This window comes from Halobacteriovorax sp. DA5 (assembly GCF_002903145.1).
In the GTDB taxonomy this organism is placed as follows: Bacteria; Bdellovibrionota; Bacteriovoracia; order Bacteriovoracales; family Bacteriovoracaceae; genus Halobacteriovorax_A.
This window is the reverse complement of record NZ_PPDJ01000001.1, coordinates 147,679-167,712: the sequence shown is the minus strand read 5'-3', so window position 1 is coordinate 167,712 and position 20,034 is coordinate 147,679. Positions and strand designations below refer to the sequence as shown.

Genomic DNA, 20,034 nt, shown 5'->3' with positions numbered 1-20,034 from the left:
TTCCTTCTAAATCAATTAAGCAATTAGTGACTTATCTTTGAATAGAATCCAAAGCTGATGAATTGCTCTAGTTGCAGCAAGGTGCAGTCTTTTTCTTGCAGTATTATTAACTGGATAAACATCCTTATCACAGTCAGGAATAATAACGTAATCAAACTCAAGACCTCTAATTTGCTCAACTGTTGTCACATCTACACCTGGTCTCAACGAAAAGTTCTCATCAAGTACAAGTCTAATACTTCCAACTTCTTCAATCTCTGAGTATAGCTCTCTTGCAATACTTTCTTTCGAACAAATAATAGCAATTGAAGCTTTCGGTTCACGGTTCATTAGTTCTACAAGTGCACTACTGATGAGCATTGAAGCATGCTCAAGGTGCTGCACAGACGTTTCAATGATCGGTCCTCCATCTCTTTTCGATTCAGGAAGCTCTTTTGGAGCCAATGGCCCAAGAACATTATGTGCAAAAGAAACAATTTCTTTTGGAGAACGATATGAAACATTAAGTTCTTCAACTTGCATATCATCCACATCAAGCTCAAGTGTATGACAAACATCGTGCCATGAAGTGAATTCAAAAGTGCTATCAATTTGTTGAACACTATCTCCTGCAATCGTGAAGTTTCCTTCTTGATGTTTAATTTGCCCAAGCATAATTAGTTCTGATTTTGAAAGCTCTTGTGCCTCGTCTAAGAAGATATGGCGATACGATTTAAACTCACGTCCAAAGTAGCGAAGGTGACCAAATTGCTTAACAATTAAGTAATTAAATAGTGGAAGATCATACTTATCAACAAATCCTGAAACATCTTGTCCATGATTTGCATAATCCGAATCTTTATCTAGTCCTTGAATTTGTTTGGCCGTATAAAATTTTAAATCATTTAACATGTGAGTCGTTACCATACGATTTGTCATCTCAGGTAGCCTCTCCATACGCTTTGAATCAGAAAAGATATTAAGTAATTCTTCTCTTACATTTTTAAAGCCATTTAAAATCTTTTTCACTTCAACTTTTAAAACAGAGTCACGTGTATTTTCATAAAGGTTCTTAACACGAACATAAAGTGGACGAGTGCGATCTTTAGTAAAAAACTCAAGGTCTGTCCCTTTAAGCTTCTTTTCAATACTTAATTCTTTTTCTGCTAAGTACTCATCAATAAGCTTTAGTAGCTTTGGATTTCTTTTTATTGTAACGATTGAATCAAGAGGATTATCTTCGATCTTCTTAGGAACCGAGCGCATATTTTGGAAGACAATCTTTTTAATTAGATCATCAAGAGTCGATACACGTACTTTTTCAAGTTGTGATTCAATTAAGAGTTTCTTTGATAATTTCACAAGTCCGTTATTTGGAACGATTACCATAACTTCTTCTTGGCGAATTCCATCTTCACGACAAAGCTTTGCAATTCGATATAAAGCAACTGTCGTCTTACCACTACCAGCACCACCTGTAATAAGAAGAGGTTTTTTTGCACTTTGATTAACGAGGTCGTACTGAGTCTTATCAAGTAGAGAAATAACTTCTGGCCCATCAAATCCAGTGCGTCCACTACCAAGACTCTGGTTAGCACTCCCTTCTCCACCAGCAAGTTTTTGTGTTGATTCACTTAAAGAAATCCATTCTCTATCTCTTAGAACATTTGTGTTTCCTTCTCGATCAATTCGCACAAGTTGCTTGTCTCTAACAGTTAGGATTGATTTTTCTAATATATGCCCTTCAATAATTCGATCATCTAAGTCGAAATCAAAATCATCCCCCTCACCAAATTGATAGAAGATTCTCGCCATCGGTGACTTTTTCCAGTCAATAATTTTAAACTTTAACTCTTTATGTGAAAAAGGCGTATGCCCAATAAGAAAGTCTTTTAACTTTCCATTTTGTTCAATCTTAAAATGACCAAAGAACGGCGACTCTGCATTAGGTAAACTCTGGTGTTGCTCATAACGATCTGCTAGTTGATTAAGAAGGTTCATTTGCTGGATAATTCCAGGAAGGTCATCTTCCTTACAATTAAGAGATTCATCTCTAAGGGCCTTAATATTCGCTGCAATATCGGCTAATGCTGCAGCATTCAAATCTGGAACTCTATTAATTAAATCAACAGTTTGCGCAAGGAAATCATTGATCTTTTGGATATATTCTTGATTTACTAATTCACTCATTCTTTATTTGCCTTTAATCATCTAGCTTGTTAGTGTTGACCTTTAATTTTTTATATTAATAATCAACAATTAGAGGGCCCTATTATGCCAAAAGTTATCGGATTTCACTACACATTAACGAACTCAAAGAACGAAGTTTTAGACAATTCTGCTGAACATGGTCCACTAGTTTTCTTAGAAGGTGTTGGTCAGATCATCCCAGGTCTTGAAAAAGAAATCGTAGCAATGAATGTTGGTGATAAGAAAGTTATCAATGTACCTGCTGCTGACGCATACGGTAATATAAATGATGAACTAGTTATTACTGTGCAACGCTCACAATTCCCAGAGGATGCACAACTTAATATTGGTGACGTATTCCAAGTTAACCAAGACCAAGGACTTCCTCCATTTGCAGTTATTGCAATTGAAGGCGATGAAATTACTTTAGATGGTAACCACCCACTTGCAGGTGAAGACCTAAACTTTGATATTGAAATCACTGAAGTAAGAGAAGCAACAGAAACAGAACTTGCTCATGGACATGCTCATGGACAAGGTGGATGTGGCCACTAATCAATCTTTACCTTTTTTAAGTTAGAATATCGCATAGAACCTTACTAAAATTAATTTATCGATTATTGATTTGAGTGAGGATTCTATGTGGGTTAATAATTTAAGAAGGTCTCTCGCATTTTCTATATGCGCGAGTTCATTTCTTTATTCAAGTACAATCACAGCTAAGAACCTCGGCGATGACTTCAGTCTCTACGGTAAAATATCCATGGCGGCCATTGGTCAAGATGGAGCTCAATCATTAAATAATAACTCTTCTCGATTTGGTTTTAAATATAAGAGAGATGGCCTAATCGAGAAATTCACCACTGGTCTTCGTGCTGAGTTTGGAATCAATACCAGCAATACGAGCCAGAGCATACAAAGCATCCCCAACACCACGGGACGCTTTCAAGTTGACAATACTAGCGACCGGCCCTTTTCTACTAGGCTAGCTTATCTTTGGATTGAAAACGGAGATTTCAATGCCACAATAGGAAAGAACTGGTCTGTCTGGTATGACGTAACAGAAATGACTGATATCTTTATGGTCACTGGTGCCTTTGCCTCCTCTACTTTTACTGCTAATAGTGAAGTCATTGGAACTTCTCGTGGTGTAGATCTTTTGGAATTTCGCTACAAAATTGGTGACCTACATTTTGGGGCCCAAACAAAGTTTACAGGAGATGAAACGGCCGAATACGATTCTGATGGCGATGGAATTGACGATGCAGTCCTCACTCTTGAGCATTCAATTGCCGCCTCTCTAAGAATTGTTAAAAAAAATTACAAAGTTGGAATTGCAGCGATTAATTTAAATTCAAATAATAATGGAGTTGAAATTGCGAAACTTTCAGTTACCGTTGGAGCAAATTATTATTTTAAAAACCTTTTTATCGCCGCAGTCTACGGTGACACAAAAGACCTCGAATTAATTGATGGCAGATTCGTAAGAACTGATAATGTCGAGGCAATTATGGGTTGGCGCTTCAACCCATTTCACCAGATAATGATTGGATACAATTGGCAAACTTCTGATGACGATGGACTGGATGATTATGAAATGTCTAAAATTCTTGGATCATATATGTATACAAATGATCAGTATGAATTAGGTATTGAGTATGTATTTGATGATAGTGTCGATGTCAGTGGAATGCGCCCAAAGAACAATCAGCTCATTTTAGGCGCAACCATGTATTTCTAATAATTTTCAGGTGGAACTTTTTTAAACATAAAGGCCGGTATTACACTTGAAACAAGAGTGTAGATAACAAGACCTGAAATAATCTCTAAAGGAACTTCAAAGCGCTCCTTAGCAATCTGGGCCATTACTAAACCAAAGATAAGTGTCGGTAGTAATGAAACAGTAATCTCTTTACGGTCTGGCCAGAAATCCTGCATAAAGAATTTCATATTTGAGTATGTATTGAAGATTCTAAGAGGAATGAAAATTCCTAAGAATGCTAATCCAATATATAGTCCATCCATTGTAAATAGATCTTCAGTAAAGCCTACACCGGCCTTAAAGAAGTAGAATGGAATGAAGAAAGAAAAGAACATCTGTAGGTTCTTTAAAATTTCTTCTGACTTCTCAGATTTTCCAAAGTGCTTAAACTCTGAAGCAATAAATCCAACAAGGAATGCCCCTACTAGATAGTAAGTTCCGATTTTCTTTGTGATAACACCACAAATAAGTGCAGTAAGAATTAAGAAACCAACTTCTGAATCCTTTGCATATGGAGCGATATATTTGAAAAATAATTTGTAAGAAAGGGGTAAAAAGACACTAAGGGCAACTAAAATAAAGGTAGAACTACCAAGGTTAACTAAGCTCTCCGACTGAAGAGTAATAAATAGCAGTAAGATGGCAGAGATCTCCTTAGAAATTGCTTTTGATCTAATCCAGTACTCCTGCCCTTCACTAAACCCATAATTCTTTAATGAGTTTAAGATGAAGCCTGTTGAAGGAGTCATGATACCAAGTGCAATTAAAGTTGCTGCACGGAAACTAATTGAAAAGAAGAAGTGTATCCCAAAAGCAACTATAAGTGTGATGGAGATAGTCTGGGTAACCCCGGATAGGAGCTCTTTCCAATTCTGCTTCAGTTCTTCAAATTCAACTTCAAAACCAGCGAATAAGAATAAAGATGTGATCCCCAAGCGAGAAAGCATTAGTAGTAGATCATCATTTTGAAACCATCCAAGCCCAAGACCAGCAGCAATCCCTAAAAAGATTGATGAGATACCAATTGGGATTTGGAATCGAAGTAAAAGTTTTGGAAGAATGAGAAGAATTGTAAACAGTAATAAGTACTGTACTTCCGTATTCTGCAAGTTAATCATTATTGTCTCTCCATGTATTCAACGTATGATCCCGGGAAGATGCGTACTTCCCCCTTATCCACTTCGTAAACATTTTCAGCTAATTCACTAAGAAAGTGTCTATCGTGGGATACAAACATTACTGTTCCCTCATAACGTTTAAGTGCATCCAGTAGAACCTCTCTTGATTTAATATCAAGGTGGTTTGTCGGCTCATCTAGAACTAAGAAATTATTATTTTGCGAAAGTAGTACGGCCATAACAAGACGAGACTTCTCTCCCCCTGAAAGGTACTTAACTTTCTTATCAACGTCTTGGCCTCTAAATAAGAAGGCCGCAAGTAGGTTTCTAACATACCCATCACTTGCCATTGGTAGATCTTTTCTAACTTCATCAAAAACACTTGATTCTGGATTTAGAACTTCCAGTGAGTATTGAGAGAAGTATCCGATCTTGATACTAGGGCCAATCGCTACTGTTCCAGCAGTTGGTTCAGTATGAGCAGTAATACACTTTAAAAGCGTTGACTTACCCGCACCATTTACACCAACTACGGCGATTTTATTTGTTCTTTTAACTGTTGTTGATAGTCCATGAAAGACTTCATGCGCACTTCCGTCAGACAGTGGCCATGATTTTGAAAGATCTTTAATGATAACAACATCATCCCCACCTCTTGGAGGCGTTGGGAATTGAAAGTTAATTGTTTCTTCCTCAGCAGGAACTTCAATACGATCAATTTTTTCAAGCTTCTTCACTCGAGATTGAACTTGAGCAGCATGTGAAGCACGTGCCTTAAATTTTGCAATGAACTCTTCTTCTTTTGCTAGCATATCAGCTTGACGAGAAGCTTGAGCAATTAATTGTTCACGACGAAGGTCTCTTTCTTTCTCGTAGAAGTCGTAATTACCTGTATAAGTCGTAATTCTCTTATGAGCAATTTCCACAATCTTATTACAAACATTATTCATGAAATCACGATCGTGGGTCGTCATAAAGATTCCGCCCTTAAAATTCTTTAGCCAGTCTTCAAGCCAAAGAATCGATTCCATATCGAGGTAGTTGGTAGGCTCATCCATTAGGATAAGTTCAGGATTAATTACAAGAACACGAGCAAGAGCAATACGCATCTTCCATCCACCAGAGAAGTCTTCAATCATCTTATTATGATCAACAGGCATAATCCCTAGTCCTGTTAGAACTTCCTCAGCGCGTGTTTCAAGATCATAGCCACCACGCTTTTCAAACTCTGACTGAACGTCTCCCATTTTCATCAGGACATCATTCATCTCATCGTCACTCATATTGGCACAATCAGCTAACTTGTCTTCAAATTCTTTAAGCTGTTGTGCTAGCTCAGCAACTTTTACGTCTCCAGACATAACGACTTCTTTTGCCGTCTGCCCTGCCATCTCCCCTACTTTTTGAGAGAAATAGGCCCAACGCAATTTATCAGGAAAAGAGATTTGGCCTTCATCAGGTTTCTCCTCACCAATAATCATACGAAATAAAGTTGTTTTCCCAGCTCCGTTTGGACCAACTAGCCCAACCTTTTCGCCAGGATTTATTTGAAAGCTTCCACCGCTATATAAGGTTTCACTACTTTGGATTTTTGAAATATTGGAAACATTTAACATATGCTGTAAATCCCACTCAACTTTTAATATTTATTTAGCTGCTATTTAATCTGAATATACGAATAAGTTCAGTCTAGCATGGCACTTCTAAATATGTCTTTAAGATTCGACACTTTTAACGCATTTAATCGTTTGGAAATCAGCTATTTAGCCTTATAATTTGCCTATGACTTTAGAAAATATATTCGTTGATACACAAGGTGAAATTAAAAAATCAGTTTATGTCACATTAGTACTGATTCTTTTCTATTTAACTAACCATATCTTTTCTTTCATTTTGAAAAAGACTAGTAGCATAAATATTGAAACGAAAAGACGCTATGTTGTTAACACAAATATTTCGTTAACGATTATCTTCGTCTTTATTACTCTTTATATTTATTCAACTGAGTTGAAAAACCTGGCCTTCTCACTTGCCGCCCTAATGGTTGCCATAGTCCTCATCACAAAAGAGCTCTCTCTTAATATTATGGGTGGTATCTATAAGACGTTTTCTGGTGGATTTATTATTGGGGATACTATTGAGATTGATGGCAAGCGCGGAAGTGTTATCGACCGAGATCTATTCACGACAACTCTATTAGAAGTTGGACCAAATAAAACATCACACAACTATACAGGACGCTCTGTTATTATTCCAAACTCAATATTCTTAACAAATCGAGTAACGAATGAATCATTTTTAAAGAGTTTTGTTCTTCATACTTTTAAAGTTGTTCTCTCTCCAGATTGTGATTGGGAAAAAGCGGAGAGAATTCTTCTTGAGAAATCAGAATTCTATTGTTCTGAATATTTTGAGCAGGCCCAAGTTGTTTTAAACAAACTATTCACAAAGTCTCACTTAGAAACACCTATTCTAAAACCACGTGTTCAAATCAATTTTACGAGTAAAGATGAGATCGAACTCAATGTTAGAATAACGGCTCCAGCAAGAACGAAAGGCTCTGTAGAACAGAAGATTCTTAAAGATTTCTTGCGAGAATTTTATAAGTAAGAGACTGGTGCCAAACTGTCTCTAGACAGCGACTTTCAATATAAGATATTTAACCCCTACAATTTCAGTAGGGAGAAATTATGAAAAATATCTTAAGAATATTCTTATTCACACTAATCTCAATTACGTGTATTCAGGCCAATGGAGCTCCTACAGAGCTGGCCCCATTTGATCAAGCTGGTTCATATTTTGATGAAGACCAAGGGCTTATCATCGGAAGTGATGGACTTAGATACTGGCACCAATCTAACAATACAATGAAGAATGAGAATGGTGTTATTTTCAAATTCAGACTTTTCTCGATTAAAGCATCCGATGGTAAAAGATATAGGAAAGCATCAAAAACTCATATCAAAGAAAATTGGGAAGCTAAGCGCTATCCAGTAAAACTTAGTCAACGTATGCTAACAATTAGAGAAGATGCTGGAGTTGATTTTAAAGAACTATCTAATGCCATTGAAAATGGAGATAGCATCTATCTTTCTAAGCAAGAAAGAGATTCACTATCGGCTTACTTAAGGGTTAGACAACATGAGCAAGATAGCTGGGATGGTAGCTTTAGAACGAATCGTACAGGTAGAACGACATGTACAACTCATGGAATGAATACAGTTTGCACAACAACTTCATATTAAAAAAAAGCCTTCTTACGAAGGCTTTTTTATTTTTTAATTTAAATCTTTATTTAATTTTTTAAATTCTTCACCAATTCGTATTTCAAGCTTCTTATCTGATTCGTTAAACTCTTTTACGATAGCATCAGTTGTCGTTAGACGATAGGCAAAGACAGCAAGCTTATTCGCTTTATTATTCTTATACTCTTTATCCATACTCTTCATATGCTTTAGACGATCATCTAAGAAGAAGACTGCTTTATACTTCTTGTTAATCCCTGGACGATTAATTAAGTGAGTAAGCATTTGGCCCTTATTAAGTCCTGAAGTCATAAAGATACCATCAGCATAACGTACTTCTCTTCCTTGTAACTTTGTCATAAATGGAAGTCTTGGGGCATTTACTTTATTAAGATTAATTCCATTCTTATTCATTTCTCGAACTGTTGCAGGATAATTAACAGGACCTCTAGAAGTGATAGAAGTTACTCCGTAACCTGTCTCTTGTAGTTTTTCGATCAGTCTTGGAATTTCTTTTTCAACTAGAATCATATCAGAAATAAATGTTGCTTTATAAGAGTACTCAAGCATTTCATTAACTGACTTGGCAATACAATGAACCGGACAACCATTGTTAATTTGTTCCTTCTGCCAGTTATACCACTGATCACTACCGAAGCTTGTTTTGAATCTTAAAAGAGTGTTATCGATATCATAGACAACAAGAACATCACTTGTTTTTAATTTATTCTTCTTAGTATACTCAACAATCTTCTTATAAAAGTCAGAGTGAGAAGCTATCTCCTGATAAGATAGGGCGCTAAAAGCGATTAAAATAGAAATTATATATTTCATCATGTCTCCTTTTCTTGACCAGCAAGCATACCAGTAAAGGAGGCAAAATAAAAGCCTTCCATAACGGAAGGCTTTATATGCAAAATATACAGAAAGTATGTTTATATTGACTGATTAAGACGCCATATCATCATAGTCCATCCACGCATCGTTTGGTTCGAGGATTTCCATGTCTTTGTGAGCCATCTTTTTCTTATTAAGCATTTTTTCTTTCTTTCTTTGTACCTGTTTTTCAATCTTAGCAACAACAAGATCAATGGTCTTATATAGGCTATCAGAGTGAGCTTTCGCATGGTAATCGAACTTCGGTCCAATTACTTCGACTTCGGCATAGTGTTCGCGACCATCCCTAACCTCACAACTCCATTTTAGATGTAGATTTCCATCAAGGTACTTTGCGATTTTTTCTGACTTTTCTTGGATTCTCTCATCAAGTGCTGGCGTATGATCTAGGTGTCTAAAACTTACTGTTACTTTCATAAAATACGTTCTCCTCTATGTGTATAGTATCTTGGCTAAACCTATCGGCAGTTTCTCCAAAATATCGAGCTATTTTACTTTTCTTTTTGACGACGACAAAATCCCAAGCATTTCTCTATACTTAGCGACTGTACGTCTCGCAACCTTCACATCTTCTTGGCTCAAAAGGTCGGCAATCTTTTGATCCGATAAAGGTTTCTTCTCATTTTCATTGTCGATAAGTTCCTTAATTTTTAATTTTAGAACTTCACCTGCAACGTCGATTCCACCTTTGTCTCCACCGATTCCCGCATTGAAAAAATACTTCAATTCAAATAGGCCAATTGGTGTATGCATATACTTATTTGAAGTAGCACGAGACACTGTTGACTCGTGAACTCCCAGCTCATTAGCAACATCTTTTAGAACCATAGGCTTTAAATGTTTTGGCCCCTTCTTAAAAAATTGCTGCTGCTTTTTCACAATTGATTTTGCCACTTGATCAATTGTACGCTGTCTCTTATTTATAGACTTTATTAGCCATAAAGCCGACTTAAGTTTTTCTTCTACGAATTCTTTAGCTTCTTTATTTTTCAGGGATTCTGCTTGATTAAGCATATCCTGATACATTTTAGAAATTCTTAATCTTGGTACACCATCGTCATTAACCTGAACAACGAACTCTCCCCCTACTTCAACAACAAATACATCAGGTGTTACGTAATGAGTATCTCCACCACCTACAAGACGTCCTGGTTTAGGGTGAAAATTATGAAGCAGTTTTGCAGTTTCAATAATCTGTTCTTCTGATACTCCAGTGTCTGCAGTAATTTTCTTATAATCTCTATTTTTTAGATTTGTTAAATGAAAACGAATTAGCTTCTCTAAAAGCGGTGAACGCTCTTCTGCAATTCTTGCTTGAGCTAGCAGACAGTCAACAAGGTCTTGAGCACCACAGCCAACTGGATCAAGACGTTGAACAATTTCTAAAATATCTAGACAGTGCTCACGCTCTAATTTTGTTTTTTCAATAAGCTCATCAAATGGACATGATAGATAGCCATCATCATTGATATTTCCAATAACCTCAATGGCAAAATCAATCTCGACATCGTTTAAAGCTTCCATACGAAGCTGCCATTCAAGGTGTTCAGCAAGGGACTCTCCCTTTGAAACCATATTCTCATAATTAGGCATATCGTCTGGACTAAGAGAAGGTGCGGCCATATTTGGCTCGTATGTCGTCGAGTTATAACTATCGACATACTTTTGCCAATCCATATCATCGCCACTACTCATCATGGCCTCTTCTTTAAAATCGTCGGCCTTGGCTTCTTTAGTTTGACTCTCTAATTTATCAAGTTTGTAATCACTTTCACCAGGTGAAAACTCTTCCAGCATTGGATTTTCTACCATCTCCTTAGCGATGACATCTGTCATTTCTAAATGGCTTAATGTCAGTAATTTAATCGCCTGCTGAAGCTGCGGCGTCATCACGAGCTGCTGAGTTTGACTGAGATTCTGCGAAAGTTTTGTGGCCATATTGGTTCCTTATTCTTAGTAACCAGACCAGCTTATTTGCTTGGTCTAGCTACATTCTAAATTCTTCACCAAGATAGAACTTCCTTGCTCTTTCATTGTTTACAATTTCATCCGGTGTCCCACTTACAAGTAATTCTCCACTACTCATAATAAACGCGCGATCAACTACTCCTAATGTTTCTCTCACGTTGTGGTCGGTGATTAGTACACCGATATTCCTTCTCTTTAGACTGTTAATAACACTTTGAATGTCATTAACTGCTAACGGGTCAACTCCAGCAAAAGGCTCGTCGAGAAGAACAAACTTAGGCTCAAGTGCCAGAGTTCGTGCAATCTCAACTCTTCTTCTTTCACCACCGGAAAGAGCTGAACCAAGAGATTTTCTAATATGTCCAAGTCCAAAGTCTGCTATCAAGTTATCAAGAAGTGTCTTCTTCTTGGCCCTTGGTAGTTCTCGATTTTCTAGTACCGAGAAGATATTGGCCTCAACTGTTAAATCTCTAAAGATGCTGGCTTCTTGTGGAAGATAACCAACTCCCTTTAACGCCCTAATATGAATTGGTTGCTCTGTTAAGTCTTCGCCAGATAAATCTATTGTTCCTTCATCTGCCTTAACTAGCCCTACCATCATATAAAACGATGTTGTCTTACCAGCACCGTTTGGGCCGAGTAGTCCTACGACTTCTCCTTGCTTAACATCGATTGAAACGCCTTTTACGACTTCTCTGCCGCCGTAGACTTTCTTTAAACCATGAGCTGATAATTGTGCGATTTCTTCAACCATGCTGCTATTACCTTATTTTAAAGTTCGTATTAGCATCATCAACTTCTATGGTCTCGATGTCACGCCTAAGAACAATTGTATTTCCTTTTAAAACGTCTTTCTTTTGATAAACCCGTGGGAGACCAAGCAGAACAATTTTATCCTCTGCCATATATCCCTCAAGTCGCTCACTAAAAGCCTTTCTTTTAAAAGGAACTTGTCCCTTAGGAGAAACAGTTTCCTCAATGACCACATCGTCATATAGTGCATAATACTTGAGTTTTTTATTGTAGTTATCTAGATAGATTTCGCCATTTCGGGCACTTGCAAGTAGTTGAGATTTCTGAAATTTTACATTTCCACTCATGTTGGCATTGCGATTGCTCTTATCAACAATAATTGAGTCTGCAAAAAACTTAACCGAGTCCTCATAGGCCCTCACTCTTTGAACCCTTCCCTCAACATTTCCGTCATAAGTTCCAACTTCTGTCACAAGATTATAACTTAGCTCATCTGCATTTACCGCGACTTCATAAGCCGAATCAAAATCTTTTGAAATCGATTCTGTCTTGCCACGGAAATTCACAACCTGAGAATTATCTGAATAATTCATACTCTCTGACTTAATACTCATATTGCGATTTCTAAGAACGACCTTTCCTCTAAGAGAAAGATATTTTTCCTTTGCGTTCAAGACACCAGTGTAAGCATCGTAATACATTGGCTCTGCTTGATGATCGTTAATAAGAACCCCATTGGGCTCTGTTAGAATAAGAACATCTGTTGTTAAATTTTGAGAAACCTCTGCCGCTTCAAGGTGATAGCGAGCATCTTTATCTGTCTTTTTAAAGTACTTAACATTTTTAAAATACGAATAAATATCTTGGTTCAAAAGATCCGTCATCGACTGTTCTAAGTCCTCGTCTTCGTAACGGCTAAAGAGTCCAATTAATGTTGATGTCATGATGCCAATAAGAAATAACCAGATTGACAAACGTTGTCCAACGCTTAGCAAAAACAACTTCCTTCAGTTTATGTAAATAATCAGCTATTTACGTCCTTCTATTTTACGACAAATAAGTGCGTCATGCCAATTGTAAGTATTGAAGTCTTTTCCATTGGTGGTGTATTTGGTAGACTTAATCGCTCAAGAATACACAACACTTAAGGGAATCAATAACATGACTTTAGAGATTGAAAAAATCGTTGCCGAAGGCGTAAAGCTTACACCAATGATGGCCCAATATCACGAAATCAAAGTGAACTATCGTGACCATATGCTAATGTTTCGCATGGGTGACTTTTACGAAGTCTTCTTTGAAGATGCAATCAATGCATCTAAAATTCTAAATATTGCACTCACTCACAGAGGAAAACTTGGTGAACACAAAATTCCTATGGCAGGAATTCCACACCATGCAGCTGCAACTTATATCGATCGCTTCTCAAGCGAGGGTCTTAAAGTCGCAATTTGTGAACAAGTCGAAAACCCAAAAGAAGCAAAAGGGATTGTTAAAAGAGCTGTTACTCAAGTTGTCTCTCCAGGGATGCCTTACGATCTCGATAAAACAGATTCAAAAGAAGACCAATTCATTCTTGCCTGTAATGAAGTAAATGGCCGCTTTGAAATTGTTGCCATTGATTTTACAACTGGATTCTTCAAAGGTTTTATTCTTGATAGCTTTGAAGACTTTATTGAAAAAATTCGCGTCCTTCATCCTAAAGAGTTCATTACATACTTAGGACAGTGGGATAAGTATGAGAGTGTCGCTACTCTTAATGAGCACAATGGAACTCTTGTCACTCACCTTTCAAAAGAATATTTTAATGAAAAGTACTCAAGTGTTTATCTTGAAAAGTTAATTCCAACTTATAAACGTGATCAACTTTTAAATGAAAACCAAAGTGTTCTCGGCCCAATTGGAGCGCTTTCATATTATATTTGTTCGACTCAAAATCATGAAGAGTTCACTCACCTCCACGCTTTCAGTCTATCTGATCGCACGGGTAGCATGAAGGTTACAATCCCTACTCTTACAGGATTAGAGATACTTCCAAAGTCACGTGAAACTTATAAAGACTCACTTCTTGGCTTTATGGATAAGACAAAAACATCAATGGGTTCAAGAAAACTAAAAACTGTTTTCACAAACCCACTAACAGATCGAAAAGAAATCACAAATCGTCTTGATACAATTGAGTTCTTTTTAAAACATGATGATCTTTTACAAGATACTCGCGAGGCTTTAAATAACGTTCGCGATCTTGAAAGAATCCTAGCGAAGGCCGCGACAAACCGTGCAAATGCTGGGGACCTTTTAAATATTTCAAGTGCAGTCGATGTATACGAAGAATTAACAAATTCGCTAAGCGAGCTTCCAACAAATGTCTTTAAAGAAATGAAAACGGAAGACAAAACGAATTTATTCAAGCTTCGTGATGATATTAAAAAGACAATTAACGATGAAATAGGTGCAAATCTCGATAAGGGTAACTTAATCAGAGAAGGCGCAAATGAGACACGTGACCACCTTGCAAAGATTTCTCAAAATACGGCCCAAGCTCTAGTAGAACTAGAAAATCGCTACCGCGAAGAAACAGGAATTCAAAAGCTACGTATTAAATCAAATAATGTTGCTGGCTACTTCATTGAAGTTTCTAAAACTCATTCAGATAAAGTTCCTGCAAATTTTATTCGCAGGCAAACTCTTGTTAACTCTGAGAGGTACGCAACTGAAGAGCTAACTCAATTTGAAAAAGAAGTTGTTGTTGCACGCGAAAAGCTAGAAAAACTTGAAAGAGAAATCTTTAAAGGACTAATTAAGCAGATCACGGATTTAAGCCATGCAATTCAAATGCTAGCAAATATCCTATCTGCAACAGATACTCTTCAATCACTTTCTTGGATTGCACGAAACGAAGAATTCTCAAGACCAACTATTTCTGAAAAGTCTCGTGACATGGATATTCGCGGAGCATGGCACCCACTAATTAAAGCTGCCATCAAAGATCAATTCATTCCGCACGACCTTAAACTTAATGATGAAACATACTTCGGTCTTATTACTGGTCCCAACATGGCCGGTAAAACAACAGTTATGCGTGAGATTGCTATTATCCAACTTCTAACACAAATTGGATCATTCGTTCCTGCAGATAATGCCAAAGTTAGTATTTGCGACTTCCTATTCAGTCGTCTTGGTGCAAGTGATGACATCCTAAAAGGACAATCGACTTTTATGGTGGAAATGGCCGAAACAGCTGAGATCCTAAGACACGCAACAGATAAGTCACTTATCATTCTTGATGAAGTGGGACGTGGTACTTCAACTTATGATGGCCTTTCAATCGCTTGGGCCCTAGTTGAACACTTCATTGAGAACACAAAAGCACTTTGTCTATTTGCAACTCACTACCATGAGCTAATTGATCTTGCGGATCGCTACCCAGAGGCAAAAAACCTTACAGTAGAAACGCAAAACCATAGAGGAAATGTTAAATTCCTATATCGTCTCGTTGAACAAGCCGCTTCACAATCATTTGGTATCTACGTTGCCAAACTTGCAGGCCTTCCTCCAACTGTACTTAAGCGTTCACAATCAATTCTTAAGAGCATGGAAAAGGAATCAAGTGTGTCTCAAGCCTTACTTGATAGTGATCATAGCGAACAATTAGATTTCTTCAGTGTACAAACACCAGCAGAAATACCTGAGTACTTGAAACAAGTTGAGGATCACTTATCAAAAGTGGATATCAACAACTTAACTCCTATTCAGGCCCTAAATAAGCTCAATGAATTAGTTGATCAAATTACTTTAAACTAGAAATATTTGCCAAGGGCGCTTTCTTAAGCGTCCTTTTTTTTACTCTCCTGCGTTCATACCGATAAACACTGTATGAGCACGAATAATAAGCTATCTGAAATTTACGATTACTACAAAAAAAGCAAAGCCGCTAAGAAGATAAGACAAGATCGTCTTAGAAAGAGATTCTACGCTTTTATCCTAGATATTTATCTTGTGGTTTTTGCCAATAAGGCACTAACTTTTATTTGGCTTTCATTTGTAAATAATTTCATTTCAAATATTTCGACTTCGCCAAAGGTTTCATCAATGGCATTTCAGAGTCAGACAACACAGCTATCACTTGCAATCATGTTCTTTAGCTACTTCTTCTTTTCTTACTACTTAGGAAATGGACAGACTTTAGGGAAAGCATTTTTCAAGTTAAAGGTTGTGAAGTCACACGATGTAACTGAGCCATTAAGTGCCCTTGATTGCTTTGGACGCTCAATCGGCTATGTTTTCGCTAACCTACTTTTCTTTTTACCACTTGTGATCAACTTCTTAAGACATGATCAAAAAGGTGTGCAGGACTTCATCTCTCAAACTCATGTGATCAGTACAGAAGAATTCGCTTATGCACTAGCAGAGATCCAAGCAGATACCGAGCCAGTTGAAGAAGTTGAACAAATCAGCCTATTCGGTTAGGGGCGCGGGTACCAATCGAGAATTCGGATACTTAACTAAGAATTATTTCTTAAATTCACAAAAATACAATAACGAACACTCCATAAAGCGATGCTTCGAGGCTAATTCATTAAAAATTTCATGGAAAAGTGAGAATTAGATATGATTCTCTCTTCTATATAATTGAATTCTCGATTGGTACCCGCGCCCCTAAAGTTCGAGATTGGCGAAGATCTCGCTGGCACGGCCCACGACACGTGACTTTAGTTTTTCGTCACAGCTCACTGACTTACTCGGACGACTCCCCTCACACTCTTTTTGATATGGCTTCATAACTGTCTTATTAGCAACCTTAGACTTGTTATAGCCTTCACTACTTCCATTAAAGAGATCACGCTGAGAACTATCACTTGAATCCCACGGTCTTTTCACACAGGCCTTATGCTCACCTTTTTGCGTACGACGAGAACGCTCCTCTTTATGATCGAGTATAATCTCAAGTAAAGATTCATCAGAATTTTCAATACGATTTTTAATCTTATTCTTTGTCGTTTTAACAAAAGTTTTTTCTAAACTAAGGGCCATAATATTCTATTTTATCTGCCCCTATGATTTCGTGCAACAAAGAACTTACTGGTCTCCGTAAAGGCTATTAATACTGGCCTTTAGCTTCTCCATGCTCTTGGTTCTTAAAATTACTTCATCACTATTTAAGAGAACTTCAACTTCTCGATCAACTGTCTTTCCACCTTTTCTCACAATATTATCTAGAACAGAAATGCTACAACCATTTCTCCCCTCAATATAATTGTGTTTTACATTTGAGTTTTCTGTACGCTCAGACATTTGAAGATTTCGCCTGGTCTGTCTTTCAAGAATATATGCAATTGAAGCAGCATCACATAACTTCGCTAACTCAAGACGAGAAACATCTTTGTAGCAATCATCCTGAACAAGTCCAAGGATGATGAGCTCTTCTTTCGCAAAATTATCAAGAAGCCCTTCTCTATGAGCAACTTCGAGGTAATCCCTTGGATACATACCATCAGCACAAACCGTATCAATACTTCCACCTAGGGCCTGGTAATGAAGAAGATTATTCATATTATTAAAAATGGCAGAGCTTTTGAGATCTTCCATGATGGCCTGCTGTTCATAAGAGCCAAATAAATTACTAGAAGTGGCCATTGCTGGATATGTAGAACTTATCGTTTCTTTCATATGATTAGTATTGAGATAAATCCCTTTAGCAAATTCACATGCCAGATTATCTCCTAACCCATTTCGATAAGACTCTGCCACATCAATATGCTTTGATATTAAATCAGAAATCGGAGATGGTTTCCCTCCAAGTGATCTTGAAAGAATCTCTTGTCTAATTAACTCCATAACCTTTGTATCATCAAGTCCCCCAGATTCGAGAGAAAGCTTTAATAATTTATAATAGTCGTCTGAAAGGTTTCCATTGGCATCCATACCCATATAACGAGGATATTGATTTGCTGCCTTTGCAAGTTTGGCCCCTTTGTAATTTTCTTTAAGATAACTAATTAGTCCATCCACATCACCTTCGAAAGTAATATAGGCCTTTGCTAACTCAAGATCTTTATAAGACTCATTATCGACAATATAGCCAGAAGCTTGGGCCGAACGAATAAGACGTTCGATAGCGGGATTTACTTTATAGAAACCAGTATTTGTTTCTACATTATATTCATAGTATGGAGCTGTGGAATTACTTATAATCTCAGTTACCAATTTTTCACGCTCACTACGACTTAACTCATTCTTTGGATCAACACTTGCGAAATAACTTTCTAAGTCCACTGTATCATTAGCTGAATGGGATATATGATACTGTAATTGATTTTTTGCAAATGCAGATGCAATCGCTTTTTTATCTGGCATTTTCAGATTAACACCGTAATTCGTAAAGCTGCCCCCTATGCCCATTCCCATACCAGGATAGCCACCCCCAGAAGAGTTCATATTTTGATTCTGTTCTTGAACCATGACACATTCAACACATGCATCCATCTCGGCAAAGTCTTCGAACTTATCATCAAAGGCAAAGGTTAAAAGAGAACAAATTGATATCGTGGCGATTTTAAGTGCTTTCATACTCGACTATTCGGAGTGAGTAATTTGTACGCTTAAATAATTAATGAACTAAATAAAATTAGGAAAAATCATCCAAGCTAAGACATTATCACAATTAAGGACAAACTAATAAATGCCACAATATTGAGAATAACGCCAAAGCTAATCATACGATTCATAGGGACGAGACCTGTTCCATAGACAATTGCATTTGGTGGTGTGGCAACTGGTAACATAAAGGCCATATTACAACTAAAGGCCACGACAAAAGCCGCAGTAATACTTGAATAATTTGCTTGAGTTGCTGCTGCAATCAGAATTGGAACTAAAACATTGGCCGCAGCAGTATTGCTTACAAGCTCAGTGAGAAATATTGAAATTCCAACAACAAGAACAAGAAGAGCAGCAAAGCTCCAGTTACTAAAAATACTAATCAAGTTATTTGCCACAAAATCGGCAATTCCTGTTTTAAAAAGTGTCGATCCTAGAGAAAGACCAGAGCCAAAGAGTAACAGTGTTCCCCAATCAATCGTCTTAATATCATCTTGATCCAATAATTTTGTACGACTATAAATTGGTGCCATAAAGAGAGTACAAGCAGCAATGATAGCAACCATCCCCGCTGTTAAATATTTTTGAACATATATTGAAACGATATGCCCCTTACCTAATATGAGTGAGCATAAACTTGGAGCAAACCATAAGAAAATTGTAATCGTAAAAATGAGCATTAAGCGTATTTCGTTATTTGTAATTTTATTATTCTTACCTAAGCTCATCATGAGATCATTCTTATCAACTTTCTTAATATCTTCAGTAATTTTCCTCTTTGCATAGAAGAATAAAATTATTGAAAAGAAGATTGTCAGGGGAAAGCCAAACTTGCACCAATCCCAAAAAGTTAAAACTTGATTTGTATGCTGCTCAAGTAGTCCCATTGTAATAAGGTTTGGAGGTGAACCAATTGGAGTGGCCATTCCACCAACGGATGCTGCATAGGCAACAATTAATAAAAAATACTGCTTTGTCTTTTCTTCTTTCACTTTAAAAGACTTAAGTAAGCCAAAACCGATTGGTAGCATCATTGCAGTTGTAGCGGAATTTGAAACCCACATCGAAAATAGACAAGTGACACCAATAACGACGGCCAGAGTACGATTGAAGTCACCATCAATGAAGCGAGTATTTAGAATCGTCACCGATAATTTTCGATCAAGGCCAAGCTTCTCCATCGCACGCGCTAAAAGAAATCCTCCCATAAATAGAAAGATAATCTGAGAGCTAAAACTACTGAAGGCTTCTTCAAAAGAAACCACACCAAATAGAACAGTCAGAGCAACTCCCATCATTCCTGAAATAAATAAAGGAGTACTTGAAAGAAGCCATTGAATAACAACATAAGAAAATATTGCTAAGAATGTTTTTGCATTAGTTTCGAGCTGTAAATCTGAAGTATAGACTAAGAAGAAAGCGACGATTCCAAGAAATTGAAAAACCACCGACATTGTCGAGCTATGTTTCCACTCATGTAAGAATTCACGGTACAAGCTTTTAAACATAGATCAATATTCCA

The 20,034-nt window shown here is 37.1% G+C and carries 17 protein-coding genes; 6 read left to right on the top strand and 11 right to left on the bottom strand.

Annotated features, from left to right (window positions below; translation table 11 throughout):
* Positions 1-15: 15 nt before the first annotated feature.
* Positions 16-2,169, bottom strand: a complete 2,154-nt coding sequence (locus C0Z22_RS00800) for a UvrD-helicase domain-containing protein (protein WP_103216427.1) — start codon at positions 2,167-2,169, stop codon at positions 16-18.
* An 84-nt stretch (positions 2,170-2,253) separates the two neighbouring features.
* Here C0Z22_RS00800 and C0Z22_RS00795 point away from each other — a divergent pair, with 84 nt between their 5' ends.
* Both C0Z22_RS00795 and C0Z22_RS00790 read left to right on the top strand, forming a co-directional pair.
* Complete coding sequence (locus C0Z22_RS00795) at positions 2,254-2,724, top strand: peptidylprolyl isomerase (RefSeq protein WP_103216426.1); 471 nt, start codon at positions 2,254-2,256, stop codon at positions 2,722-2,724.
* 85 nt (positions 2,725-2,809) lie between these two features.
* Positions 2,810-3,910, top strand: a complete 1,101-nt coding sequence (locus C0Z22_RS00790) for a porin (protein ID WP_103216425.1) — start codon at positions 2,810-2,812, stop codon at positions 3,908-3,910.
* Here the strand turns inward: C0Z22_RS00790 and C0Z22_RS00785 are convergent.
* Both C0Z22_RS00785 and C0Z22_RS00780 read right to left on the bottom strand, forming a co-directional pair.
* Entirely contained in the window at positions 3,907-5,049 is a 1,143-nt protein-coding gene (locus C0Z22_RS00785) for a cation:proton antiporter (protein WP_103216424.1), read from the bottom strand. The two genes, C0Z22_RS00790 and C0Z22_RS00785, sit on opposite strands and share 4 nt — an antisense overlap.
* Positions 5,049-6,665 (bottom strand): ABC-F family ATP-binding cassette domain-containing protein, encoded by a 1,617-nt coding sequence (locus tag C0Z22_RS00780; protein ID WP_103216423.1) that lies wholly within the window; start codon positions 6,663-6,665, stop codon positions 5,049-5,051. Before C0Z22_RS00780 ends, C0Z22_RS00785 begins: the two co-directional genes overlap by 1 nt.
* Positions 6,666-6,831: 166 nt before the next feature.
* Between C0Z22_RS00780 and C0Z22_RS00775 the strand changes: the two genes are divergently transcribed.
* Entirely contained in the window at positions 6,832-7,659 is an 828-nt protein-coding gene (locus tag C0Z22_RS00775; protein WP_103216422.1) for a mechanosensitive ion channel family protein, read from the top strand.
* Positions 7,660-7,739: 80 nt separating this feature from the next.
* Positions 7,740-8,294 carry a hypothetical protein gene (locus tag C0Z22_RS00770; protein WP_103216421.1) on the top strand — a complete coding sequence of 185 codons (555 nt, stop codon included), beginning with the start codon at positions 7,740-7,742 and terminating at the stop codon, positions 8,292-8,294.
* A 33-nt stretch (positions 8,295-8,327) separates the two neighbouring features.
* Here the strand turns inward: C0Z22_RS00770 and C0Z22_RS00765 are convergent, their stop codons facing one another.
* From C0Z22_RS00765 to C0Z22_RS00745, 5 genes are all read right to left on the bottom strand, one after another.
* Positions 8,328-9,128 carry a DUF2608 domain-containing protein gene (locus C0Z22_RS00765; protein ID WP_158246755.1) on the bottom strand — a complete coding sequence of 267 codons (801 nt, stop codon included), beginning with the start codon at positions 9,126-9,128 and terminating at the stop codon, positions 8,328-8,330.
* 114 nt (positions 9,129-9,242) lie between these two features.
* Positions 9,243-9,608, bottom strand: a complete 366-nt coding sequence (gene hpf, locus C0Z22_RS00760) for a ribosome hibernation-promoting factor, HPF/YfiA family (protein ID WP_103216419.1) — start codon at positions 9,606-9,608, stop codon at positions 9,243-9,245.
* Between the two features lie 69 nt (positions 9,609-9,677).
* Positions 9,678-11,129 carry an RNA polymerase factor sigma-54 gene (gene rpoN, locus C0Z22_RS00755; RefSeq protein ID WP_103216418.1) on the bottom strand — a complete coding sequence of 484 codons (1,452 nt, stop codon included), beginning with the start codon at positions 11,127-11,129 and terminating at the stop codon, positions 9,678-9,680.
* A 49-nt stretch (positions 11,130-11,178) separates the two neighbouring features.
* Positions 11,179-11,913 (bottom strand): LPS export ABC transporter ATP-binding protein, encoded by a 735-nt coding sequence (gene lptB / locus C0Z22_RS00750; RefSeq protein WP_103216417.1) that lies wholly within the window; start codon positions 11,911-11,913, stop codon positions 11,179-11,181.
* A gap of 7 nt (positions 11,914-11,920) precedes the next feature.
* Positions 11,921-12,856, bottom strand: coding sequence for an LptA/OstA family protein (locus C0Z22_RS00745; protein WP_146037741.1), 936 nt, complete (start codon positions 12,854-12,856; stop codon positions 11,921-11,923).
* A gap of 166 nt (positions 12,857-13,022) precedes the next feature.
* On the opposite strand from C0Z22_RS00745, the gene mutS reads away from it, so the two are divergent.
* Positions 13,023-15,716, top strand: coding sequence for a DNA mismatch repair protein MutS (gene mutS / locus C0Z22_RS00740; protein ID WP_103216415.1), 2,694 nt, complete (start codon positions 13,023-13,025; stop codon positions 15,714-15,716).
* Positions 15,717-15,788: 72 nt separating this feature from the next.
* Positions 15,789-16,382, top strand: coding sequence for an RDD family protein (locus tag C0Z22_RS00735; protein ID WP_103216414.1), 594 nt, complete (start codon positions 15,789-15,791; stop codon positions 16,380-16,382).
* Positions 16,383-16,571: 189 nt separating this feature from the next.
* On the opposite strand, the gene C0Z22_RS00730 is transcribed toward C0Z22_RS00735, so the two are convergent.
* The 3 genes from C0Z22_RS00730 to C0Z22_RS00720 all read right to left on the bottom strand — a co-directional run bounded on the left by C0Z22_RS00730 (position 16,572) and on the right by C0Z22_RS00720 (position 20,020).
* The gene (locus C0Z22_RS00730) at positions 16,572-16,946 is read right to left on the bottom strand and encodes a hypothetical protein (RefSeq protein WP_103216413.1); all 375 of its coding nucleotides are present in this window, start codon (positions 16,944-16,946) and stop codon (positions 16,572-16,574) included.
* Positions 16,947-16,991: 45 nt separating this feature from the next.
* Positions 16,992-18,482: a hypothetical protein gene (locus C0Z22_RS00725; RefSeq protein WP_103216412.1), complete on the bottom strand. Its 1,491-nt coding sequence runs from the start codon at positions 18,480-18,482 to the stop codon at positions 16,992-16,994.
* 77 nt (positions 18,483-18,559) lie between these two features.
* Positions 18,560-20,020 carry a DASS family sodium-coupled anion symporter gene (locus tag C0Z22_RS00720; RefSeq protein WP_103216411.1) on the bottom strand — a complete coding sequence of 487 codons (1,461 nt, stop codon included), beginning with the start codon at positions 20,018-20,020 and terminating at the stop codon, positions 18,560-18,562.
* Positions 20,021-20,034: the final 14 nt, after the last annotated feature.